A 21,273-nucleotide genomic window follows, 5' to 3' on the forward strand; every position below is an offset into this window, starting at 1 on the left:
CAAGATGAAGACATGAGCGGCATCGACGACCTTCCCCCTCTGCGCGAGGTGATCAAGGCGCATGATCTGCGGGCCAAGAAGGCTTTGGGTCAGAACTTTCTGTTGGATTTGAACCTGACCGCCCGGATTGCCCGGCTGGCCGGCGATCTGAGCGACTGTGACGTTTTGGAGGTGGGCCCCGGCCCCGGCGGTCTGACCCGTGGATTGCTCGCCGAGGGCGCCCGCAAGGTTCTGGCCGTGGAGAAAGACGCCCGCTGCCTGCCGGCGCTGGCGCAGATTGCGGAGCGCTATCCGGGCCGCCTCGAGGTGATCGAGGGGGATGCCTTGGAGGTGGATGTGCTGGCGCATCTGACCCCGCCGATCCGGGTGGCGGCGAACCTGCCCTATAACATCGGGACGGAACTGCTGGTCCGCTGGTTGACCCCCAAGGAGTGGCCGCCGTTCTGGCAGAGCCTGACGCTGATGTTTCAGCGTGAGGTCGCCGAGCGTATCGTAGCACAGCCCGGTGGCAAGGCATATGGCCGCCTTGCCCTGCTGGCCCAATGGCGGGCCGAGCCGCGTATCGTTATGGATCTGGGGCCGGAGGTGTTTTCACCGCCGCCCAAGGTGTCGTCGGCCGTAGTGCATCTGACCGCCCTGCCCGCGCCTCGTTTTCCGGCCGACCCGGAGGTCTTGAGCCGGGTCGTGGCGGCGGCGTTCAATCAGCGCCGCAAGATGCTGCGATCCGGCCTGCGCGGGCTGAGCCCCGATATCGAGGACCATTTGCGTGCCGCTGGCATTGCCCCGACCGAACGGGCGGAGCGGGTGACGCTAGAGGCGTTCTGCGCCCTCGCCCGGAGTTTGCAGGCTGCCCAGTAATGCTTGAGCGGCGTGCCTGTCTGTGAGCCTGAGAACCGGTGTATCGGTGCCGCCGAGCGCCTGTGAGATGGCCGCCTCGAAAGCGCCTGCGTTGCGGACTGTGCCGATGAGGAAGCGCCATTGCCGAAGCCCCGGCCAATCGCGATTGCCCGGCGGATGCTCGGGCCGCGTGCGCCCGATGTAGCGCAGGCTGCGCGACAGCACGCGGCGGAACCGGGTCCACGGCGGCGGATCGAGCCAGATGACCAGCGTGGCGTGTGACAGGGTCTGTGCGGTCAGCCCTGTAGGTCCGGTGTCGAGCACCCATTGCGGTTGCGCGATCTGGGCAGCAAGCGCCGACTGCACTTCGGCTTTGGGCCGTTGGCGCCACCCCTGCCGAAGCGCGAGCGCGTCCTTGTGGATCACCGGTTGATCGAGCTGCTGGCCGAGGCGCGTGGCGAGCCAGCTTTTGCCGGCGCCGTTGGCCCCTGTGACGATGATCCGGGCGGTGGTCTGCAAGCTGACCGTGCCCCCCTGAAAAACAAACGGCCCTCTGAGATCAGAGGGCCGTGAGATCATTCAGCGGCCTCGTTGGGCGGATCGCTGGGGGTGGCCTTTGGGGCGCGAGGTTTGCGGGGGCGCGGCGTCCGTTTTGCGGGGGCGGCCTCCTGCTTTTCCTCTGGCGTCTCCACCAATGTGCTGGCCCCGTCGTCGGGCTGAAGAAAGCCGACATCGCGGATGTCGAGGCTGACGTCCGGCTGGTCGCTGGAGCCGGGATCGGCGGCGGCCTTCGGCTCGTCGCGCGGCTGGCGGCGGCGTGGCTGGCGGCGCTCTTGCGGCTGTGCCTTGGGCTGATCGTCCGAGGCGGCCTCTTGCGGCTTGTCCGAACTGTCGCCGGCGTTGGGATTGGAATTGGCCTCTTCCTGAGCGCGCAGCCGTTGCTGGCGTTCGCGATCCCGTTCGGCCTGCCGATCCCGCTCGGCCTGGCGTTCGCGGTTCTGGACCTCTTGTTCCTCACGCTGGCGGTCGATTTCGCGCTGCGCTTCGGCCAGCATCCGCGTGTAGTGTTCGGCGTGCTGAGAGAAGTTCTCCGCGTTCACGCGGTCGTTGGACAACTGCGAATCCCGGTGCAGCTGGTTGTATTTCTCGATGATCTGCTGGGGCGTCCCGCGCACTTTGCCATCTGGACCGGAACTGTCGAACACCCGGTTGATGATGTTGCCGCCCGAGGGACGATTGTTGCGGTTTTTGTTGCCCCGCGACCGTGACTTGGATGATCTCATGGAATTTTTCTGTCCAGCTTGAAAAGGAAGTGACCTGGATTGCGTTGCGCCCGGCCTGATACGCGCAAGCTGCGCGTTCTGATCTGAGGAAGCCCTGCGGTGATCTGGCTGCGTATCCTACAGGGAGAGCCGCGGCCCTCTTCCTGCTGAATGACTTTGAATAACCATGCTACGCAAACAAGAGCAAGAAAAAACTGTGTCCTTATGGCGGATCGGCGATTTTGCCCGGTTTAGAACGGTATTTCGATCCATTGCGCAACAATTACGCGATCCCGACCGTCGAGATCGCGGATGACGGCGAGGGTTTCGAATCCGTGTTTCTGTGCGATCTGGCTGACATCCTGCGCCTGATCGGGGCCGATTTCGACCACGACCCGACCGGATTCGGCCAGATAGGGCCCGATGCTGCCGAAGATCGCCCGATAGGCGGCGAGCCCGTCGGATTCGTCGGTCAGCGCCATCCGCGGTTCCCAATCGCGGACTTCGGGTGCGAGTTCGGCCATTTCCCGCGTCGAGATATAGGGCGGGTTGGAAACGACGAGGTCAAAGACCCCTTCGACCTCGGCTGCCCAATCAGAAACCATGAACCGTGCCCTGTGGCTCAGCTCCAGCGTTTGGGCGTTGGTCTGGGCGACCTGAACAGCGACGGGCGAGATGTCGACACCGACCCCGCGCGAGTCGGCCATCTCGGCCAAGAGCGTGAGCAGGATGCATCCCGATCCGGTGCCCAGATCGAGCACATGCCCGAAGGGCTGGGCCAGCGCCGCTTCGACCAGAATTTCGGTCTCGGGCCGTGGGTCGAGCACATCGGCGGTGACGAGGTAGTCCCGCCCGTAAAAAGCCCGTTTGCCGATCAATTGCGAGACGGGCTGTCGGTTGACCCGTCGTGCGATCAGGTCGCGGAATTTGGCCTGGGCGTCCGGCTCCACCGGTTCGGGAAGGACCAGCGTCAGCCGCCCCGCCTCGACCCCGACCGCGAAGGACAGGAGCCGACGCGCATCGCGTGCCGCGTCTGGCACGCCTGCCTCGGTCAGCGCCCGCGTGGCCGCAATCAGCAAGCTATTGCCGGTCTCGGTCATCCGTCCATCTCGGCCAGGAGGTTGGCCTGTGCTTCTGCCGTCAATGCTTCGATCACCTCGTCCAAATCACCCTGCATGATTGCATCGAGTCGATACAAGGTCAGGTTAATCCGGTGATCCGTCATCCGCCCCTGCGGGAAATTGTAGGTCCGAATCCGCTCGGACCGATCCCCGGAGCCGACCTGCGCCTTGCGGTCGGCAGAGCGTTCGCCGTCGATCTTGGAGCGTTCCAGATCGTAGAGGCGCGACTTGAGCACTTCCATCGCCAGTTCGCGGTTCCGGTGCTGGGACTTCTGGCTCGACGTGACCATGATGCCCGTCGGGATATGGGTGATCCGCACAGCAGAGTCGGTGGTGTTGACGTGCTGGCCGCCCGCCCCGCTGGCGCGCATGGTGTCGATGCGAATGTCGGTGGCGGGAATGTCGATATCGACGTCCTCTGCCTCGGGCAGCACGGCGACGGTGGCTGCAGAGGTGTGGATCCGCCCGCCCGATTCCGTTTCCGGCACCCGCTGCACCCTGTGCACTCCGCTTTCGTATTTCAGCTTGGCAAAGACCCCGTCACCGGCGACGCGGGCGATCACTTCCTTGATCCCGCCCAGTTCGGTGGCCTGCTCTTCGATGATCTCGAACTGCCAGCCCTGCGCCTCGGAATAGCGTTGATACATTCGCAGAAGGTCCGCCGCAAAGAGCGCGGCTTCGTCGCCGCCGGTGCCGGGGCGGATTTCGATCATTGCGGGCTTGTCGTCGGCGGCATCCTTGGGCAGCAGCGCGATGCGCAGATGCGCCTCGGCCGCTTCGCGCCGCTCGCGCAGCCCGGGCAGTTCGTCCTCGGCCAGCGCCCGCATCTCGGGATCGTCGAGCATCGCTTCGGCGCCCTCGATTTCCTCCAACAGCGCCTCGTAAGCGGCAATCGATTCGACCACCGGGCGGAGGCCGGAGTATTCCCGCGTCAGCCCCGCGATCTCGCCCGGCGCGACGCCAGAGGCGAGCTTGGCCTCGAGGAATTGGAACCGTTGGGTGATCTGGGCAAGGGTCTGGGCATTTATCATGCCGCTGATGTTTCCCATCCACGCCGCGCGGTCAAGATGGGCTGGATCATTCCCACCGCAGGTCCGGCGCTTCGTTCAGGCCGCCGAGTTGCTGAAGCCACCCGCCGAGACGGGCCGCATTGACCCCGAAATCCTCTGTACCCATCCCTTGCCGGGCGACCACGCAGAGCCGGTCCCCCTTGACCTGCGCCGTGGTGAAATCGGGATAGCCCATGAGCGCCGAGCGCGTGACCCACGTGATATGCCCCTCGGCCACCGATCCGGCGAGCCGCTCTGTGCGCGGGCTGGCCACGGCGATGGCGTCGAGGGCCGCCAGATCGCCTGCCCCGAAGGAAACCCGCGCCTCGGCTGTCCGACAGAACGCCGCGGCATTGGGCGGCGGCGCGTAATCCGCGCGGGCGATGTCGACATGCCATTTACCCGCGTCGATCGGGCTGAACCGTATCCAGAGCATGAGCCCGGCGGTGGCCGCAACGACCGCGAGAAGAACGAAGGCCAACACTTTCATTTCGCCTCCTTTTCCCGCAACGCCCAGCAGTAGAGACAGATCAGCTCCATCGCCACATGCGCCCCCGCGATGGCGGTCGCACCGGTGGTGTCGTAGGGCGGCGAGACCTCGACGATATCGCCGCCGACCATGTTGATCCCCGCCAGATCGCGCAGGATTGCCGCCGCCTGCCAAGACGCCAGCCCGCCCCAGACCGGGGTGCCGGTGCCGGGCGCAAAGGCCGGATCGAGCGCGTCGATGTCGAATGTCACGTAGGTTGCATTCTGCCCGACGATTTCCTTGGCCCGCGCCGTCACCCAGGCACTGCCCTTTTCGTGCACCGTCCGGGCGTCGATATATTCCATACCGAGGTAGTCGTCGCATTCGGTCCGGATGCCGATCTGCACCGAGCGGCCGGGATCGACCAGCCCGAGCTTGACCGCCTTGTACATCATCGTGCCGTGGTCGATCCGGTCCATGTCGTCATCGGCCCATAGGTCGGAATGGGCATCGAACTGGATCACGCTCATCGGCCCGAACTTTGCCGCGTAAGCCTTTAGAATCGGGAGGGTAATGTAGTGATCACCGCCGAGCGTCACAGTGCCCGGACCGGCGGCAAGGATGCCTGCGATGTGGGTCTGAAGCGTGCCGGGAAAGGCCTGCGTGTTCGCGTAATCGAAGGCCAGATCGCCGTAGTCGAGGATCGCGAAATCACTGAGCGGGTCGAACCCGTTCCAGCCGTAGGGCGGATCATACGGCTGAAGCGTGCTGGCCTCGCGGATCGCGCGGGGGCCGAAGCGGGTGCCGGTCCGGTGCGTGACGGCCTGATCAAAGGGCACGCCGGTGATCGCCAATTGCGCACCGGTCAGGTCCTTGGAATAGCGCCGCCGGAACAGCGACGTCGCCCCGCCGAAAGCATTCTCGAACGACAGCCCCTTGAGGTCATCGCGGGTAAAAGCCTGATCGACCTGCGTTTTCGCGTCTTCGAGTGCCATTAGCCCACCTTGATCCCTTCGCGCACCAGATCGTCGGTGGCGGCGGTGATGGCCGCGCCCAAGGTTTCGACGATCTGGGTGATTTCACTGTCCGATATGATGAGCGCGGGCGACATGACGTTGAGCGCCCCGAGCGGCCGCACCATCAAGCCCCGCGCTTCGGCCGCATGGGTGACGCGCCGCCCGATATCGACCTCGTCGGGAAAGGCCCGCTTGGTAGCCTTGTCGGCCACGTTCTCGACACAGCCGATCAGGGTATGCCCGCGCACGTCTCCGACGATGGGCAAGTCCGACAGGCTGCGCAGCCCCTCTTGGAAAAGCGCACCGGCGCGGGTGGCGCGGGCGAGAATGTCTTCGTTCTCGATGATCTCGATATTTTTCAGCGCTGCAGCGCAGGCCACGGGATGGCCCGAGTAGGTATAGCCAGAGGTGAACCACTTGTCGCCGCGCATGTCGTCCCACAGGGCGTCGGAAAAGATAACTGCACCAATGGGTTGGTAGCCGCTGCTGAGCCCCTTGGCGCAGCAGATCATGTCGGGAGTGAAGCCGTAGACATCCTGCGAGGCAAACCAAGCGCCGAGGCGGCCAAAGCCGGTGACGACCTCGTCGGCAATGACCAGAATGCCATGCTTGCGACAGACGGCAGCCATGCGGGCGAGATAGTCCTGTGGCGGGACGAGAACGCCACCCGACGCCTGTATCGGTTCTGCAAAGAAGGCGGCGATCTTCTCGGCCCCGACCTCGGCGATCTTGGCCTCGAACTCGGCAACGAGCGCGTCGGTGAGCTGCGCCTCGGTCTGCCCTTCGGCCCGGCGATAGAGGATCGGGGCGCTGACATGGTGGATGGTGTCGGACTTGTAGGTAAATTCCGGCACCCGGTCGCCGTCGCGCAGGCCGATCGACATCGCCGCATAGGTCGAGCCGTGATAGCTTTGTTTGCGGGCGATCACATGGGTGCGCCCGGAAAAGCCCCTCGCCGCCTGAACGTATTGCGCCAGACGGTAGGCGCTGTCGATGGCGGTCGATCCGCCGGTAGTGAAATGCACCCGGTTGAGATCGCCCGGAGCCAGCTCTGCCAGCTTTCCCGCCAGCCGGGCCGCGGGGGCGTTGGTGATATCGACAAAGGTCGAGGTAAAGGCGAGCTTCAGCGCCTGATCGGCGATGGCTTGCGCCATATCGGCCCGGCCCAGCCCGATATTGGTGCACCAGAGACCGCCCACCGCGTCGAGGTATTTGCGGCCCGCGTCATCCCACAGCCAAACGCCTTCGCCGCGGGTCAGCACGACGGCACCTTCGGTCTCGAAGCTGTCGAAATGCGTCCAGGGATGAAGGGCGTGGGCCTGATCCATCGCGGCCAGCGGGCTGAGATCCTGTGTCATGGCGCGACAGAACCAGCCGGCCCGAAAAGGGTCAAGCCCTCCTGCCCCGTCATCGCTGCGTCGCCTCGCCGCTGGCGATATTTGGAATGCGCGGTAGCGCTCATTTTGGTAACGGCTGCGCTGTTTCGACGAGCCGGGCAAAGAACGAAGCTCCGGCCGGAATCACCGCGTCGTCGAAATCGTAGTCGGTATTGTGCCAGGCCGCCGAATCGCCGTTGCCGACAAAAAGAAAGGCTCCGGGCCGCTTTTCCAGAAAGTAGGCAAAATCCTCGGCGCCCATTTCCCGTGGCGCGTCGCTGCGCACCGTGGTGACCTCGTCCGCGATCGCGGCGGCGAAGGCGGTCCGCGCCGGATCGTTCACCGTGGCCGGATAGCCGACGACATAGTCGAGCGACGCCGCCACGCCGTAGCTGGCCGCTTGCCCCGCGACGATCTCGTCGAGCCTGCGCCGCACCATCGCCTGCACCGCCGGGTCAAAGGTCCGCACGGTGCCATTGATCCATGCAGTTCCGGGGATCACGTTGTCCGCGCTGCCGGTGTGGATTTGCGTGACCGACACAACCAGATCGTCGAGGGCGTAGTTGTTCCGGCTGACGATGGTCTGGATCGCCATGACGATCCCGCAGGCCGCCACGACAGGATCGCGCGTGCCGTGTGGCATGGCCCCGTGGCCGCCCTCGCCCGTCACCGTGATGCTGAAGGTGTCCACCGCCGCCATGAGCGGCCCCGGCGTGGTATAGAATTCCCCGACAGGCGTGCCCGGCGCATTGTGCAACCCATAGATCTGCGACACATCGAACCGGTCGAGCACCCCTTCCTGCACCATGACCCCGGCCCCGCCGCCGTCTTCCTCGGCCGGTTGAAAGATCAGCGCCACTGTCCCGGCAAAGTTCCGCGTCTCGGCCAGGTATTCGGCTGCCGCGAGCAGCATCACCGTATGCCCGTCATGCCCGCAGGCATGCATCCGGCCCGGCACCGTCGAGGCATGTGGCAGCCCGGTCGTTTCGGTCATCGGCAGCGCATCCATATCCGCCCGCAGCCCGATCACCGGCCCTTCGCCCTGCCCCCGGATCAGCGCCACGATCCCGCTCTTGGCGATCCCTTCGTGGATTTCGTCGACGCCCATCTCCCGCAGCTTGTTCGCCACGAAGCCCGCCGTCTCGTGGCAGTCAAAGACCAGTTCGGGATGCTGGTGCAGGTATCTGCGCCACTCGGTGTGCACCGGCAGTCGGTCGGCAATGGAATTCAGAACGGGCATGGGTGGACTCCGCGAGGGCCGTGGATAGTTTGGACTTGGTTTCAGAAAAACGAGGACTGTGATGCCCAACCCTGCCGATCCGATCATCCATGACGACAGCGGCGGGCCGGAGCACCAAATCCTGCGCCTGCGTCACATCATGGCCTGCCTGCGCGACCCCGACAATGGGTGCCCGTGGGATATCGAGCAGGATTTTGCATCTATTGCCCCCTATACCATCGAAGAGGCCTATGAGGTCGCCGATGCCATCGCCCGCGCCGACTGGCCCGAGCTGGAGGGCGAGTTGGGCGATCTGCTGCTTCAGACGATCTATCACACCCAGATGGGCGAAGAGGCCGGCCATTTCAGTCTGGCCTCCGTCGCCCGGTCCATTTCGGACAAGATGGTCACCCGTCACCCCCATGTCTTTGGCCCGGAAAGTCGCGACAAGAGCGCCGAGCAACAGACCGCTGACTGGGAGAAGATCAAGGCCGCCGAACGTGCCGGCAAGGCGCAGGGCCGCACCCTCGACGGGGTCGCGATGGGCCTGCCCGCCCTCACCCGCGCGGTAAAGCTCCAGAAGCGCGCCGCCCGCGTCGGCTTTGACTGGCCCGATATCTCGCAGGTCCTGGCCAAGGTGCAGGAGGAGGCCGCCGAGTTGGTTGAGGCCCGTTCGGACCTGACCCACGACGATGTCGTCGAGGAATTCGGGGATCTGATGTTCGTCATGGCCAATCTGGCCCGGCATATGGGCGTCGACCCGGAGGCCGCCCTGCGGGCGACCAATGCCAAATTCACTCGCCGCTTCAAGGGCATAGAGGATGAACTTGCCCGTCGCGGCAAGCGCCCCGCGGAGAGTGATCTGGACGAGATGGACGCGATCTGGAACCAGATCAGGGCCGCCGACAAGCTAGGCAAGACATAACCGACTAATTAATTCAGGTATTGACCAGAGTAAAATAGTCAGGTTTATCTCTGCGCAACGAAACACCAGCAAACAGAGGTCATCATGACTCTTCGTTCCCTTCTTTTGTCTGCCGCCGCGACGGCCTGCGCCCTGCCCGCGATGGCCGATGTGAACATCTACACCACCCGCCAGCCCGAACTGATCGAGCCGGTGATGGCCGCCTTTACCGAGGCCACCGGCATCGCGGTGAACCTCGCCTTCGTGCAGGACGGTCTGGTGGAACGCCTGAAGGCCGAAGCCGGTCGCAGCCCGGCCGATTTGGTGATGACCGTCGATATCGCCAACCTGCAACAGATCGTCGACGCCGATGTGATCCAGCCCGTCGAGAGCGATGTGCTGACCGCGGCGATCCCCGAAAACCAGCGCAGCCCCGACAACCTGTGGTTTGCCCTGACCGAGCGCGCCCGTATCGTCTATGCCAGCAAGGACCGGGTCGCCGACGGCGAAGTCACCACCTATGAAGACCTCGCTTCGGACCAGTGGCAGGGTCGGATCTGCACCCGTTCGGGCACCCATAACTACAACCTCGCCCTGCTGTCCGCCGTCATCGCCCACCACGGCGAAGAGGCTGCCCGCGAATGGGCCGCCGGCATCCGCGCCAACCTCGCCCGCAAGCCCGAAGGCAACGACCGCGCGCAGGTCCGTGCGATCTGGGCGGGCGAATGCGATATCTCGCTCGGCAATACCTACTACATGGGCCAGATGCTGGCCGACCCCGAACAGACCGAATGGGCCAACTCGGTCCGGATCATCTTTCCGACATTCGAGGACGGCGGTACCCACGTCAACGTTTCGGGCATCGCGATGACCAAGGCCGCCCCGAACCGCGAAGAGGCTCTGCAACTGATGGAGTTTCTCGTCTCGCCGGAAGCGCAGTCGATCTATGCCGAGTTGAACAGCGAATACCCGGTGTTGCCGTCGGCCGAGGTTTCGGAGCTGGTCGCCAGCTGGGGCAGCTTTGACGCCGACACGGTCGATCTGACCGAATTGGCCAACCATCGTCCCGCCGCTCTGCGGATCATGGAAGAAGTGAATTTCGACGGCTAACCCGTCGTGGGACGGTCGGACCGGGGACTGTCTGCCCCCGGACCCCCGACCGTATTTTGTGCCAAAAGAAGCTAGCTCTCCGCCTTCTCAGCGAGGGCGAGCCATTCCTCTTCGGCGGCGTCTTTTCTTGCCTGCCGTTCGGCCATGGCTTCGGTTGCCTTTTGGAATTTCAGTGGTGATTGGGTAAACAGATCGGGATCGGCGAGCAGAGTTTCAAGCTTGCTGATCTCGGCGCTGAGCTTGTCGATTTCGTCGGGAAGCGCGTCGAGCCTATGCTTTTCGGTGAAGCTGAGGCCGGAGGCCTTTGTCGCCGCGGCTTTGGGCTTTTCTTTCGGGCCCGCGGCTTTCGGCTGCGTTGCGGCTTTGACCTCGCCGCGCTGCGATTGGTAGTCGCTCCAGCCCCCGGCATAGACCGTCGCCTGCCCGTCGCCCTCCATGGCGATCGTAGTGCTGGCGGTGCGGTCGAGAAAATCCCGGTCGTGCGAGACCAGCAGCACGGTGCCTTCGTAGTCCCCGAGGATGTCCTGCAGCAGGTCAAGCGTTTCGATATCGAGATCGTTGGTCGGCTCGTCGAGCACCAGAACGTTGGAATCCTTGGCCATCAGCTTGGCCAGCAGGAGCCGCGCCTTTTCCCCGCCGGAGAGCGCCTTGACCGGTGCCCGCGCCTGCGCCTCGTCGAAGAGGAAATCCTTGAGATAGCCGATGACGTGCCGGGGCTCGCCGCGCACCATCACCTGATCGGCTTTGCCCGAAACCGCCATCTCAGGATCGCCGGTCAGGCTGTCCCAGAGGCTCATCTTTGGATCAAGGGCGGCGCGCGCCTGATCGAAGACCGCCACGTTGAGATTGGTGCCGTGCTTGACGGTTCCGCTGTCGGGTTCGACTTTGCCGAGCAACATGTTGATCAGCGTCGTCTTCCCCACGCCGTTTGGCCCGACGAAGGCGATCCTGTCGCCGCGTTGCACTGTCAGATCGAAGTTGCGCAGGATCGACCGGCCGTCGAATGACTTGCTCAGCCCCTCGGCCTCGATCACTTTCTTGCCCGAGACGGTGCCGCTTTCGAACACCATCGCCGCCGTGCCCTGCCGCTTGATCTGGGCGGCGCGCTCGGCACGCAGCTCTTGCAGCGCACGGACCCGGCCCATGTTCCGCTTGCGCCGGGCCGAGATCCCTTCGACCGCCCAGCGGGCCTCGGCCTTGATCTTGCGGTTGAGCTTGTGCCTTGCGATGTCTTCCTCTTCCCAGACCTTCTCGCGCCACTCCTCGAATCCGTCGAAGCCGGACTCGCGCCGCCGCACCACGCCCCTGTCGATCCAGTGCGTGGCCCTTGTGAGCGCCCGCAGGAACGCCCGGTCATGGCTGATCACGACAAAGCCCGCGCGGGTGTCCTTCAACTCCGCCTCGAGCCAGGCGATCGCTTGAATGTCGAGGTGGTTCGTCGGCTCGTCGAGCAACATCAACTCCGGCGCTTCGGCCATGAGCTTGGCCAGAGCAGCGCGCCGCCGTTCGCCGCCCGAAGCGACGCTCACGTCCCGCGAGGGATCGAACTTCAGCCCCTCGGCGACCATCTCGATCTTGTAGATCTCGCCCTCGTCCAATCCGCTGGACGCGTAGTCCCCCAAGGTCGCAAAGCCCGCCATGTCGGGGTCTTGCTCCATATAACCGACGGTGACGCCCGGAGCCGCCACGCGGGTTCCGCGATCGGGTTCGATGAGGCCGGCCATCACCTTGAGCAAGGTGGATTTGCCGGAACCGTTTCGCCCGACCAGAGCGACCCTGTCGCCCGGTTGAACAGCCAAGGACAAGTCCTCGAACACCGGATCACCACCGAAGGTGAGCGAGATGTCGGACAGTTGAAGAAGGGGTGCGCGTGCCATGACCGTCAGCTAGAGCGGCCGGGCGAAAGGCGCAAGGCCTGCCCCTTCATCTTGGCCAGAAAACTCACGACACGACGCCGCCGACAGGCACCCCGCCTGAGAACAAGGTGCCCTAGCCCGCCAGCGCCCTCAGAGCCTGTGCCCGGGCTTCTGGTATCGCGCCGACTTCCAGCCCGGTAAAGACGTGCAGCGTGTTCATCTCGGGATCGACGACCGCGTGATCGCTGACCCAGCCCCCCATGACGAGATAGGTGCGCAGAAGCGGCGGCAGGCTTGGCACACCGACTCTTTTCGCCGGTGCTTGACCCGCGGGTCGCGGGCCAAAGCGCACCACCTGCTTGGCCTTGATCCCCGGCTGCCATTCTGCCGGCCCCAGATGTCGTTCGGCCAAGCGGTCGAACGCATTCCGGTGGTCCACCGGGTCGGTACCCGGAAAGGATGAACAGCCGAACAGCATCTTCACCTCCAGCCGATCGACGAATTTCGTCAACGCGCCCCAGGCGACGCGCAGCACATCGGCGTTAGAGGCGGCCGGATGCACGCAGAACCGCCCCAGTTCGAGCATGCGCCCCCGGTAGCATTTCAGCCGATCGAGGTCGTAGGACTGTGCCGAATAGCTCGCGTCGATCTCTGACCCGCTCTCGAGAACCAGAAGCCTGCAGCAACCGGCCAGATCGCCCGTTTGGGCATCTTCGATCAGCAGATGATGACAGACGGCATCGAAGCGGTCGTGTTCGAGCCTGCCCGGCCGCACCGCCAAACCCGCCCGCTCCACAAAGCACAGATGCCGCAGGCCCTGCGCTGCGGCGATATCGGCAGGCCCGTCGGCCATCCGGGCCTGATATCGGCCCTTGCGCAATGTCACGGTCATGTGCCCTCACTTGGCGGAGTGCGTCTGTTGCCCTACCTAGGGATCAACACCCACAGAGGATAGGGATCGAATGGAAAAAGTCATCAAGTCTGACGCCGAGTGGCGCGCGCAATTGTCCGATCTGGCCTACAAGGTGACCCGCAAGCATGGCACCGAGCGGGCCGGCACCCACGACGATTTCCCCAAGGAGCCGGGCACCTTTCTGTGCGTCTGCTGTGGCGCGCCGGTTTTCGAGAGTGCGACCAAGTTCGAGAGCGGCACCGGCTGGCCCTCGTTCTACGCCCCGATCGACGGCGACATGGTCGCGGAGCGCGAGGATCGCAGCTTTTTCATGCGCCGGACCGAGGTGCATTGCAATCGTTGTGAAGCGCACTTGGGCCACGTCTTTCCCGATGGTCCGGCGCCGACCGGCCTGCGCTATTGCATCAATGGTGTGGCCCTCACGTTCGAGCCGGAAAACGATAGCTCATTGTGAACGGGCATGTGGGGCGGGCCTGAACCTGCCCCACGGCCTCAGCCGTCGCTGCCGAACAGGGTCGAGGCGTCGATGTTGCCGAGATTGCCCAGAAGCTGTTCGAGGAACGTCACGTCCTGAATGTTGTCGTCGGTCACCCGGCGAGAGAGTGTCACCACCCGGCCCTGCTCCAGCCCGAACCGTTCGATATTGCTGACCGTTCCGGCGGCGTTGAAGCTGATCGCCAGAACCTCGCGCTCGATTTCGGCGGGTTCGAGAAAGCCGTAGTGCCGGAACCGGCTGGCCACGTAGTAGTAGCCGCTTTCGCTCAGCACTCCGCCCGCCGTCGGAGAACCGACCGCCTGTATGACGCTTTCACGGGTATCGACCCCGACGGTCAGCAAGGCGAGGTCCGCTTCGAGCGGGATGTAGCCGTGGTTGCGGTAGATCGGCGTGCAGGCTGCCGAGACGCACAGCGCCAGAACCAGAGCCAAGCGGTGCAAACCGTACTGTGCGAGGATGTGCCGCCTGTTCATTACGTTACCTTCCGCCCTTCCCGGACCCCTTGTGTTGGGGCCTTTGTGCTTTTACGTGGCTTATAACACGCAGCCGCTTCTGTTCAAGAAAGGATACGTCGATGTCCGCAGACCCGTCGACCCAGCCCAATGCCGCCCTGCCGCAGCATATCGTGCGCATGTCCGATCTGCCACACAGCCGCGACTATACGTTCGAGCTGACCACCACGGAATCGCAGCGTCAGGCGGTGGCCGATGTCCTGGGGATCGTCGGCGTGCGCAAACTAACGATGAAGGGGACGCTGATCCCGCTGGACCGCTCGGATTGGCGGCTGGAGGCGACATTGGGGGCTACGGCCGTGCAGGAATGCGTGGTCACCCTCGATCCCGTCACCACGAGGATTGATGAAAAGGTGCTGCGGGTCTACCGCGCCGACCTGCCCCCGCCCGAAGCCGGGGAAATCGAGATGCCCGAGGACGACACCGAAGAGGGCCTGCCCGCGACCTTGGATCTTGCCGCCGTCATGATCGAGGCCGTGGCGCTGGCCCTGCCCGCCTATCCGCGCAAGTCTGATGCGGAAATCGGTGAGCTCGTGGTGACCGAACCGGGCAAGACGCCGCTCACGCAAAGCGAGATGAAGCCCTTTGCCGGGCTCGCCGCGCTGCGCGCCAAGATGTCCGATGAGGGCGATGGCCCGGAATAAGGCGCAAATGTCGGCCGAAACCCTCCTAAAGGGGGTTGCGCTTTGGCCGATGCGCAGTATGTATGCCCGCTCTTGCTGATCGCGTCTCGACACAGTCTGCTTTGCTCTGTAAAGCCTGCACGAATCCGCATCAACATGCACCGTTTAACCGGGCCAAGCGTGCCCACGAATTGATCTGAGGTTGTGACATGGCTGTCCCACAGAATAAAATCTCCAAGTCGCGCCGGAACAACCGTCGCTCTCATGACTCCCTCGTTGCGGCTAACCCCAACGAATGTCCTTCCTGCGGCGAGTTGAAGCGCCCGCACCACATCTGCCCGTCCTGCGGCCACTATGCCGATCAGGAAGTGGTTGCTCAGACCGCTGAAATCGACCTCGACGACGACGCGGCCTAAGGGCGGCTGACGGTGCCAGCATGAGCATCGCCAATCCGATCAACAAGACTTCACAGCGTGCCGATGGTCGCGTTGTGCTATCGGTGGACGCGATGGGTGGCGACAAGGGGCCTGCAACGGTGGTTGCGGGCCTTGACCGATTCCTGTCCGAGAAAACCGATGCCCGCATCCTGCTGCATGGCGCCAAGTCCGAACTCGACGGTCTTGTGTCCAAGCGTGGCCTGAGCGGTCGTGTCACCGTTTGTGACGCCCCCGACGTCGTGGCGATGTCGGACAAGCCCAGTCACGTGATGCGCCATGGCAAGAAGACCTCGATGTGGTCTGCGGTCGACGCTGTCCGCGACGGCGAGGCCTCTGTCTGTGTCAGCTGTGGCAACACCGGCGCCCTGATGGCGATCAGCATGCTGCGACTGCGCAAGGTCGACGGTGTGAGCCGCCCGGCCATCGCCTGCCTGTGGCCCTCGCTCAATCCGGCAGGCTTCAACGTCATGCTCGACGCGGGCGCAGATATTCGGGCCGATCAGGACGACCTGCTGACCTATGCCCTGATGGGTGCCTCCTATGCCCGAAACGGTCTGGGCATCGAGCGCCCGCGCGTGGGGTTGCTCAACGTCGGGGTCGAGGAACACAAGGGCCGCGCCGAGCTCAAGGTGGCGCACGACATGATCGCCTCTGCCGCCGACAAGGGCGAGTATGACTACGTGGGCTTTGTCGAGGGCGGCGACCTGCCCTCCAAGCGCGTCGATGTCATCGTCACCGACGGATTTACCGGCAACGTCGCCCTCAAGACCGGTGAAGGCACCTCCAACCTGATCTCGACGCTGCTGCGCGAGGCCCTGACCAAGACGCCCCTCAGCATGATCGCCGGCCTGCTCGCCCGCGGATCGCTGAACCGACTGCGCAAACGCATCGATCCGCGCAGGGTGAACGGCGGTGTGTTTCTCGGCCTCAACGGGACTGTCGTCAAAAGCCATGGCTCGGCCGACGAAATGGGCGTCGCCGCCGCGCTGTCGTTGTCCTACGATCTGGCCAAGGCGTCTTTTGCCGACAAACTGGCGGCGCGGGTTGCATCTGCCGCCCTGCTTGCCCAAGATATAGGCACAGAAGACACAGACCACGCCGAACCGAGCGTTGGTTCGGGGGACTAGCAACACCATGGTAACACGCGCAGTCGTCAAGGGCGTCGGGCATTACTTGCCTGAGCGGATCGTTCCGAATTCCGAATTCGAAGCCAGCCTGGATACATCCGACGAATGGATTCGCTCGCGCTCCGGCATCGAGCGTCGGCATTTCGCCGCCGAAGGTCAGAACACCTCGGACCTGGCAACCCGCGCCGCAAATGCCGCGCTGGCCGATGCCGGGCTGACCGGCGCGGATATCGACGCGGTGATTCTCGCCACTTCGACATCGGATTTCACCTTTCCGTCCGCCGCCACGATGGTGCAGGCCGCAATCGGGATGCGCCATGGCTTTGCCTTTGACGTGCAGGCGGTCTGTGCGGGATTCGTCTATGCTCTGGCCAATGCGAACGCCCTGATCATGGCCGGACAGGCCAAGCGCGTGCTTGTCATCGGGGCCGAGACCTTCAGCCGTATCCTCGACTATACCGACCGTTCGACCTGCGTCTTGTTCGGCGATGGCGCCGGGGCGCTGGTTCTGGAGGCCGAGACCGGCACGGGAGAGTCCAGCGACCGCGGCATTCTGGCCACGGACCTGAATTCCGACGGGAGCTACCGCGATCTTCTCTACGTCGATGGCGGCATCTCGACGGGCACCACCGGCGTTCTGCGCATGGTCGGCAAGGAAGTCTTCCGCCATGCGGTCGAGAAACTGGCCCAGACCGCCCACACCGCGCTCGACAAGGTCGGGCTCGGCGCCGATGACGTGGACTGGGTCGTGCCGCATCAGGCCAACATCCGGATCATCCAATCCACAGCCAAGAAGCTGGGCGTGCCGATGGACCGCGTCGTGGTGACCGTGCAGGATCACGGCAACACCTCTGCCGCGTCGATCCCTCTGGCCCTGTCGGTGGGCGTTGCCCGGGGACAGATCAAGCGCGGCGATCTCGTCGTGACCGAGGCCATCGGCGGCGGCCTTGCCTGGGGCTCGGTGGTCCTGCGCTGGTAACGGTTTGGACACCGTGAAGTGCCCTCGGCAAGCCCTTGATATTGACTCTAAATTGCTGGTGCGCCTAATCTCCATCAAACAGGGGGACTAGAATGGCCGACAAGACCTTGACGCGGATGGACCTTGCAGAGGCCGTCCATAAAGAAGTCGGGCTGTCACGCAATGATAGCGCAGATTTGGTGGAATCCGTTCTTCGCCATATCTCAGATGCGCTGGTGCGCGGCGAGACCGTCAAAATCTCATCCTTTGGCACCTTTTCGGTGCGCGAGAAAGCGGCGCGCGTGGGCCGAAATCCGAAGACCGGCGAAGAGGTGCCGATCCACCCGCGCCGGGTGCTGACGTTCCGCTCATCGCATCTGATGAAAGACCGGGTCGCTGCTGGCAACAAGGGCTGACGGACGGTATGGCCAAATCCCGCGACGCGTTTCGCACGATCAGTGAAGTGTCGGACTGGTTGGACACGCCTGCCCATGTGCTGCGCTTCTGGGAAAGCAAGTTCAACCAGATCAAGCCCGTAAAACGGGCTGGAGGGCGGCGGTATTACCGCCCTGACGATATGGCTTTGTTGAGCGGTATCAAGACGTTGCTCCATGAACAGGGCATGACGATCAAGGGTGTGCAAAAGCTCCTGCGCGAACGCGGTATAAAGCACGTGATCGAGATCGGCATTTCGCCCTCGGAAGCCACGGCGGCCGATGACGACCGGACAATTGAGAGCACCGCCGAAGCCGAGGTGCCGACAAACGGGGCCACCGATACCGACGCACCAAAGCACGTGGAGCCGGCCGCATGGGATCCCGACGATCCTTGGCCTGCCGACCCGGCCCCTGCCACACCCGACATGTTCGAAGCCACGTCCGAGGCCACCGCCGAGCCCGAGCCCGAGCCGGAGGAGCCGGCAACAGAGGACGGTGCTTCCGAGGCCGACGCTCCCGCCATGCCGCCGCCGCGCCGCGAGGTATCCCTGCCTTTCGTGCGGGCCCGGGCCGAAGCATCCGAGCCGCCGGAGCCGGCGCCCGAGGCCGAGATCCTCTCGTTTGCAAAGCCGCCACGCCCGCCGATTCCCGACATGCCGGACGAGTCGGTCGACCGTGGGCACCCCGGCCCCCTGACGGCGCTGATGGCCGCCGACAGGGCCGCGATTCGCGCCAACGCGTCTCGGATCACGCCATTGGTGGCCCGGCTGAAGGTCGTGGCCGACCGGATTGCCGACCGGCGCGGTTAACGGGTTTTTCCGGCTTGCCCTTCGCGGAGAATTCAGTCAGAAGGCGCACAGTTCGGGCTATAGCGCAGCCTGGTAGCGCGTCCGTCTGGGGGACGGAAGGTCGCAGGTTCGAGTCCTGCTAGCCCGACCAAAACACCGCCCGCCCGGTTCCGACCGCGGCGGGCGTTTTGTTTGGCGAAGACAGGGATTGGGACACGGATGACAGACTCCACGGCTCAGACCGGCGTTCTGGCGGATCACCAAATCCGGGCGATGATTGCGGACGGATCGATTCGCGCCGATGCCAGAATCGAACCCGGCCAGATCCAGCCCGCCTCGCTCGACCTGCGCCTCGGTGCCACCGCATACCGCGTCCGTGCCTCGTTTCTGGCGGGCAAGAGCCGCACCGTCGCCGAGCGCCTCGCTGATTTCCAGATGCACAAGATCGATTTGACCGGTGGCGCGGTGCTTGAAAAGGGCTGCGTCTACGTGGTGCCTTTGATGGAGGCGGTCACCCTGCCCCACGGCATGACCGCGGCGGCGAGTGCCAAGAGCTCGATCGGTAGGCTCGATCTGCTGACCCGCGTGATCACCGACCACGGGATCGAATTCGACCGGGTGCCTGCGGGCTATGACGGACCGCTCTACGTCGAGATTTGCCCGCGCTCGTTTTCGGTGGTGGCGCAGCCCGGCCAGATGCTCAATCAGATCATCTTTCGCAACGGCCGGACGTGGATGTCGGACGAGGACCTGCGGGCATTGCATAAGGAAACGCCGATTGTGTCCGGGACACCTGTGATTTCGGACGGGCTTGGGTTTTCCGTGGACCTGCGCCCCAGCCAAGGCACGCTGGTGGGATACCGTGCCAAGCCGCACACAGGCGTGATCGACTTGGCGCAGTTGGGCCATTATGACCCGGCCGAGTATTGGGAGGAGGTCCATTCCAAGCAGGGCTGGATCATCCTCGACCCCGGCGCGTTCTACATTCTTGTCAGCCGCGAAGCGATCTCGATCCCGCCCACGGCCGCCGCCGAGATGGCGCCATACCTCGCGATGGTCGGTGAGTTTCGGGTGCACTACGCCGGGTTCTTCGATCCCGGCTTTGGCTATGCCGAAGCGGGTGGCAGCGGGTCCCGCGGCGTGCTTGAGGTGCGGTGCCATGAGGCGCCCTTTGTGCTGGAGCATGGGCAGATCGTCGGCCGGCTGGTTTACGAGCGCATGGCCGCGGTGCCAGAGGCGCTCTATGGTCGCGAGATCGCGTCCAACTATCAGGGCCAAGGGCTGAAACTGTCGAAGCATTTCCGCCCGGTAACGCCCTCGCCGGCGTGAGCGCCATCTAGGCAGCGAGGTCCTGATGCAGGACAACGCGGTTTCGGCCGGCCGACTTCGCTTGATACAGCGCGACATCGGCCCGTTTCAGAGCGTCATAGACGCTCTTGTCGCCGGGTTGGAACCGGCTGATCCCGAACGACGCGCTGGTTTGGTAGGTCGGCTGTTCGCTGGTGTCAGCGCCGGCATCCTGGTCCGTCAGCGCCTCTGCCAATCCCTGCACCCGCTTGCGTATCCGTTCGGCCACGGTAAAGAGATCGACCATCTCGATATCCGACAGGAGGATCACGAACTCCTCGCCACCCCAACGGCCGACGCGGTCCCGGCGGCGCAGCACCGGCCGGATGGCGTCTCCGATGGCGGATAGGATCCGATCTCCCTCGTCGTGGCCATAGGTGTCGTTGATCTTCTTGAAGTTATCCAGATCGAGAAGAATGACCCCACTGGTCCCCTTGCCGGCTTGGAACCGCTCCCAATTCCTGTTCATTTCGATCATCAGACCAGCCCGGTTCAACACCCCGGTCAACGCATCCTGAGTGGCGAGAACCCGAAGCCGCCGTTCGGCCACCCGGCGCACCCCGTCAGATTTGTTGTTCAGGTAGCCGGAGTAGATCGTCATCGCCGCGATACACCAGATGACGATCGCGATCCCGACACTCGCCATCTGGGCATGTTGCTCCGACATCGGAATGGTGCGCACCAGCAGGCCGCCCGCGAACCACGGAACGATCACCCCGGCCACCAACATGAGCCGTGTGCGCAGCCCGATTTCATCGGCCAAAAACACCACCCGGACCTGTGGCCGATTGGCGTTGATCGTCACGATTGCCAAGGTGTTGGCCAGAAGCGCCAATGCCGTCAACGGGCTCATCTGCCCGCCAAAGAACGACAGGGAATAAGTCTGCCCGACGACCGCATTCAACACGAGGGTCACACCGGCAATCAGAAACAGCTGCGAGGACCGCGAATGGTAGGCCCAGGTCAGATTACAGCCATAGAGCATCACGAGGATCAACGCGGTGTCCGCCTCGAAGCTGCCGAAGCGGGAAAACGCGGTCACACCCGACGAAGGCAGAAGGACGCCGCGCAACAAGTGGAAGAGCGCAATACAAAGGAACATCGTCGACACAGCGATGCGCAGTCGCGCAATCGGCATCGACCGCCGAAACCGGAACAGGCCGATGCTCATCCAGATGAGCGCCAGGTAGATGAGTGGATGCATTTGTGGTGAATTCGACCGCACCTCATCGCCCCGGATCACATCCGCCACCCTGAGCATCATACCCCATGTCGCAAAAATCATCCCGGTGACGGCGAGGGGTTTGCGCCAGTATTGGACCAGCAAAACATAGCGATTGCGACCGGTTCTGGCTTTTGCTGAGATCAAAGACACCACGTTTCCTAGCTAACGTTCCTCTACTGGAATAAGCAGGA

General features: G+C 64.0%; 23 protein-coding genes and 1 tRNA gene. 12 read left to right on the forward strand and 12 right to left on the reverse strand.

Features of this window, described 5'->3' with window-relative positions:
• Positions 1 to 12 precede the first annotated feature (12 nt).
• Positions 13 to 858 (forward strand): 16S rRNA (adenine(1518)-N(6)/adenine(1519)-N(6))-dimethyltransferase RsmA, encoded by an 846-nt coding sequence (gene rsmA, locus LOM8899_RS18840; RefSeq protein ID WP_093993806.1) that lies wholly within the window; start codon positions 13 to 15, stop codon positions 856 to 858.
• Here the strand turns inward: rsmA and LOM8899_RS18845 are convergent.
• The 8 genes from LOM8899_RS18845 to LOM8899_RS18880 all read right to left on the reverse strand — a co-directional run bounded on the left by LOM8899_RS18845 (position 811) and on the right by LOM8899_RS18880 (position 8,370).
• Complete coding sequence (locus tag LOM8899_RS18845; protein ID WP_133065070.1) at positions 811 to 1,416, reverse strand: P-loop NTPase family protein; 606 nt, start codon at positions 1,414 to 1,416, stop codon at positions 811 to 813. The genes rsmA and LOM8899_RS18845 overlap by 48 nt on opposite strands.
• A complete protein-coding gene (locus LOM8899_RS18850) occupies positions 1,413 to 2,120 on the reverse strand; it encodes a DUF4167 domain-containing protein (protein ID WP_093993808.1) in 708 nt (235 codons plus the stop codon). Before LOM8899_RS18850 ends, LOM8899_RS18845 begins: the two co-directional genes overlap by 4 nt.
• A 230-nt stretch (positions 2,121 to 2,350) precedes the next feature.
• The gene (gene prmC / locus LOM8899_RS18855) at positions 2,351 to 3,199 is read right to left on the reverse strand and encodes a peptide chain release factor N(5)-glutamine methyltransferase (RefSeq protein WP_093993809.1); all 849 of its coding nucleotides are present in this window, start codon (positions 3,197 to 3,199) and stop codon (positions 2,351 to 2,353) included.
• Positions 3,196 to 4,251, reverse strand: a complete 1,056-nt coding sequence (gene prfA, locus LOM8899_RS18860) for a peptide chain release factor 1 (protein WP_093993884.1) — start codon at positions 4,249 to 4,251, stop codon at positions 3,196 to 3,198. The genes prmC and prfA overlap by 4 nt, the downstream gene beginning before the upstream one ends.
• 46 nt (positions 4,252 to 4,297) lie before the next feature.
• Positions 4,298 to 4,759 (reverse strand): DUF1499 domain-containing protein, encoded by a 462-nt coding sequence (locus LOM8899_RS18865; RefSeq protein WP_093993810.1) that lies wholly within the window; start codon positions 4,757 to 4,759, stop codon positions 4,298 to 4,300.
• Positions 4,756 to 5,733 carry an agmatinase gene (speB, locus tag LOM8899_RS18870; RefSeq protein ID WP_093993811.1) on the reverse strand — a complete coding sequence of 326 codons (978 nt, stop codon included), beginning with the start codon at positions 5,731 to 5,733 and terminating at the stop codon, positions 4,756 to 4,758. Before speB ends, LOM8899_RS18865 begins: the two co-directional genes overlap by 4 nt.
• Positions 5,733 to 7,112: an aminotransferase gene (locus tag LOM8899_RS18875; RefSeq protein WP_093993812.1), complete on the reverse strand. Its 1,380-nt coding sequence runs from the start codon at positions 7,110 to 7,112 to the stop codon at positions 5,733 to 5,735. Before LOM8899_RS18875 ends, speB begins: the two co-directional genes overlap by 1 nt.
• Before the next feature lie 100 nt (positions 7,113 to 7,212).
• A complete protein-coding gene (locus tag LOM8899_RS18880; RefSeq protein ID WP_093993813.1) occupies positions 7,213 to 8,370 on the reverse strand; it encodes a M20 aminoacylase family protein in 1,158 nt (385 codons plus the stop codon).
• Positions 8,371 to 8,431: 61 nt separating this feature from the next.
• Here LOM8899_RS18880 and mazG point away from each other — a divergent pair, with 61 nt between their 5' ends.
• Positions 8,432 to 9,274, forward strand: coding sequence for a nucleoside triphosphate pyrophosphohydrolase (mazG, locus tag LOM8899_RS18885; protein WP_093993814.1), 843 nt, complete (start codon positions 8,432 to 8,434; stop codon positions 9,272 to 9,274).
• Between the two features lie 84 nt (positions 9,275 to 9,358).
• The gene (locus LOM8899_RS18890; RefSeq protein WP_093993815.1) at positions 9,359 to 10,363 is read left to right on the forward strand and encodes a Fe(3+) ABC transporter substrate-binding protein; all 1,005 of its coding nucleotides are present in this window, start codon (positions 9,359 to 9,361) and stop codon (positions 10,361 to 10,363) included.
• Positions 10,364 to 10,434: 71 nt separating this feature from the next.
• Here the strand turns inward: LOM8899_RS18890 and LOM8899_RS18895 are convergent, their stop codons facing one another.
• Together LOM8899_RS18895 and LOM8899_RS18900 are read right to left on the reverse strand one after the other, a co-directional pair.
• Positions 10,435 to 12,240, reverse strand: coding sequence for an ABC-F family ATP-binding cassette domain-containing protein (locus LOM8899_RS18895; protein WP_093993816.1), 1,806 nt, complete (start codon positions 12,238 to 12,240; stop codon positions 10,435 to 10,437).
• 112 nt (positions 12,241 to 12,352) lie between these two features.
• Positions 12,353 to 13,111 carry a GNAT family N-acetyltransferase gene (locus LOM8899_RS18900; protein WP_093993817.1) on the reverse strand — a complete coding sequence of 253 codons (759 nt, stop codon included), beginning with the start codon at positions 13,109 to 13,111 and terminating at the stop codon, positions 12,353 to 12,355.
• A 70-nt stretch (positions 13,112 to 13,181) separates the two neighbouring features.
• Between LOM8899_RS18900 and msrB the strand changes: the two genes are divergently transcribed.
• The gene (gene msrB, locus LOM8899_RS18905) at positions 13,182 to 13,586 is read left to right on the forward strand and encodes a peptide-methionine (R)-S-oxide reductase MsrB (protein ID WP_093993818.1); all 405 of its coding nucleotides are present in this window, start codon (positions 13,182 to 13,184) and stop codon (positions 13,584 to 13,586) included.
• A gap of 38 nt (positions 13,587 to 13,624) precedes the next feature.
• On the opposite strand, the gene LOM8899_RS18910 is transcribed toward msrB, so the two are convergent.
• On the reverse strand, positions 13,625 to 14,101 hold the full coding sequence (locus tag LOM8899_RS18910) for an outer membrane protein assembly factor BamE (RefSeq protein ID WP_093993819.1): 477 nt from the start codon (positions 14,099 to 14,101) through the stop codon (positions 13,625 to 13,627).
• A 101-nt stretch (positions 14,102 to 14,202) separates the two neighbouring features.
• On the opposite strand from LOM8899_RS18910, the gene LOM8899_RS18915 reads away from it, so the two are divergent.
• The 8 genes from LOM8899_RS18915 to LOM8899_RS18950 all read left to right on the forward strand — a co-directional run bounded on the left by LOM8899_RS18915 (position 14,203) and on the right by LOM8899_RS18950 (position 19,839).
• Positions 14,203 to 14,784 (forward strand): YceD family protein, encoded by a 582-nt coding sequence (locus LOM8899_RS18915; protein WP_245820610.1) that lies wholly within the window; start codon positions 14,203 to 14,205, stop codon positions 14,782 to 14,784.
• 188 nt (positions 14,785 to 14,972) lie between these two features.
• On the forward strand, positions 14,973 to 15,179 hold the full coding sequence (rpmF, locus tag LOM8899_RS18920; protein ID WP_093993820.1) for a 50S ribosomal protein L32: 207 nt from the start codon (positions 14,973 to 14,975) through the stop codon (positions 15,177 to 15,179).
• 20 nt (positions 15,180 to 15,199) lie between these two features.
• Positions 15,200 to 16,327: a phosphate acyltransferase PlsX gene (plsX, locus tag LOM8899_RS18925; protein ID WP_093993821.1), complete on the forward strand. Its 1,128-nt coding sequence runs from the start codon at positions 15,200 to 15,202 to the stop codon at positions 16,325 to 16,327.
• A gap of 7 nt (positions 16,328 to 16,334) precedes the next feature.
• Positions 16,335 to 17,306, forward strand: a complete 972-nt coding sequence (locus LOM8899_RS18930) for a beta-ketoacyl-ACP synthase III (protein ID WP_093993822.1) — start codon at positions 16,335 to 16,337, stop codon at positions 17,304 to 17,306.
• Positions 17,307 to 17,398: 92 nt separating this feature from the next.
• Positions 17,399 to 17,701 carry an integration host factor subunit alpha gene (ihfA, locus tag LOM8899_RS18935; protein ID WP_093993823.1) on the forward strand — a complete coding sequence of 101 codons (303 nt, stop codon included), beginning with the start codon at positions 17,399 to 17,401 and terminating at the stop codon, positions 17,699 to 17,701.
• Between the two features lie 8 nt (positions 17,702 to 17,709).
• Positions 17,710 to 18,531, forward strand: coding sequence for a MerR family transcriptional regulator (locus tag LOM8899_RS23755; RefSeq protein WP_245820612.1), 822 nt, complete (start codon positions 17,710 to 17,712; stop codon positions 18,529 to 18,531).
• A 53-nt stretch (positions 18,532 to 18,584) separates the two neighbouring features.
• Positions 18,585 to 18,661 (forward strand) — tRNA-Pro (locus LOM8899_RS18945).
• Between the two features lie 68 nt (positions 18,662 to 18,729).
• Entirely contained in the window at positions 18,730 to 19,839 is a 1,110-nt protein-coding gene (locus LOM8899_RS18950) for a 2'-deoxycytidine 5'-triphosphate deaminase (RefSeq protein ID WP_093993824.1), read from the forward strand.
• Positions 19,840 to 19,846: 7 nt separating this feature from the next.
• On the opposite strand, the gene LOM8899_RS18955 is transcribed toward LOM8899_RS18950, so the two are convergent.
• A complete protein-coding gene (locus LOM8899_RS18955; RefSeq protein ID WP_133065071.1) occupies positions 19,847 to 21,232 on the reverse strand; it encodes a GGDEF domain-containing protein in 1,386 nt (461 codons plus the stop codon).
• Positions 21,233 to 21,273: the final 41 nt, after the last annotated feature.

The sequence above is a fragment of the Flavimaricola marinus genome, assembly GCF_900184895.1.
Classification (GTDB): domain Bacteria; phylum Pseudomonadota; class Alphaproteobacteria; order Rhodobacterales; family Rhodobacteraceae; genus Flavimaricola; species Flavimaricola marinus.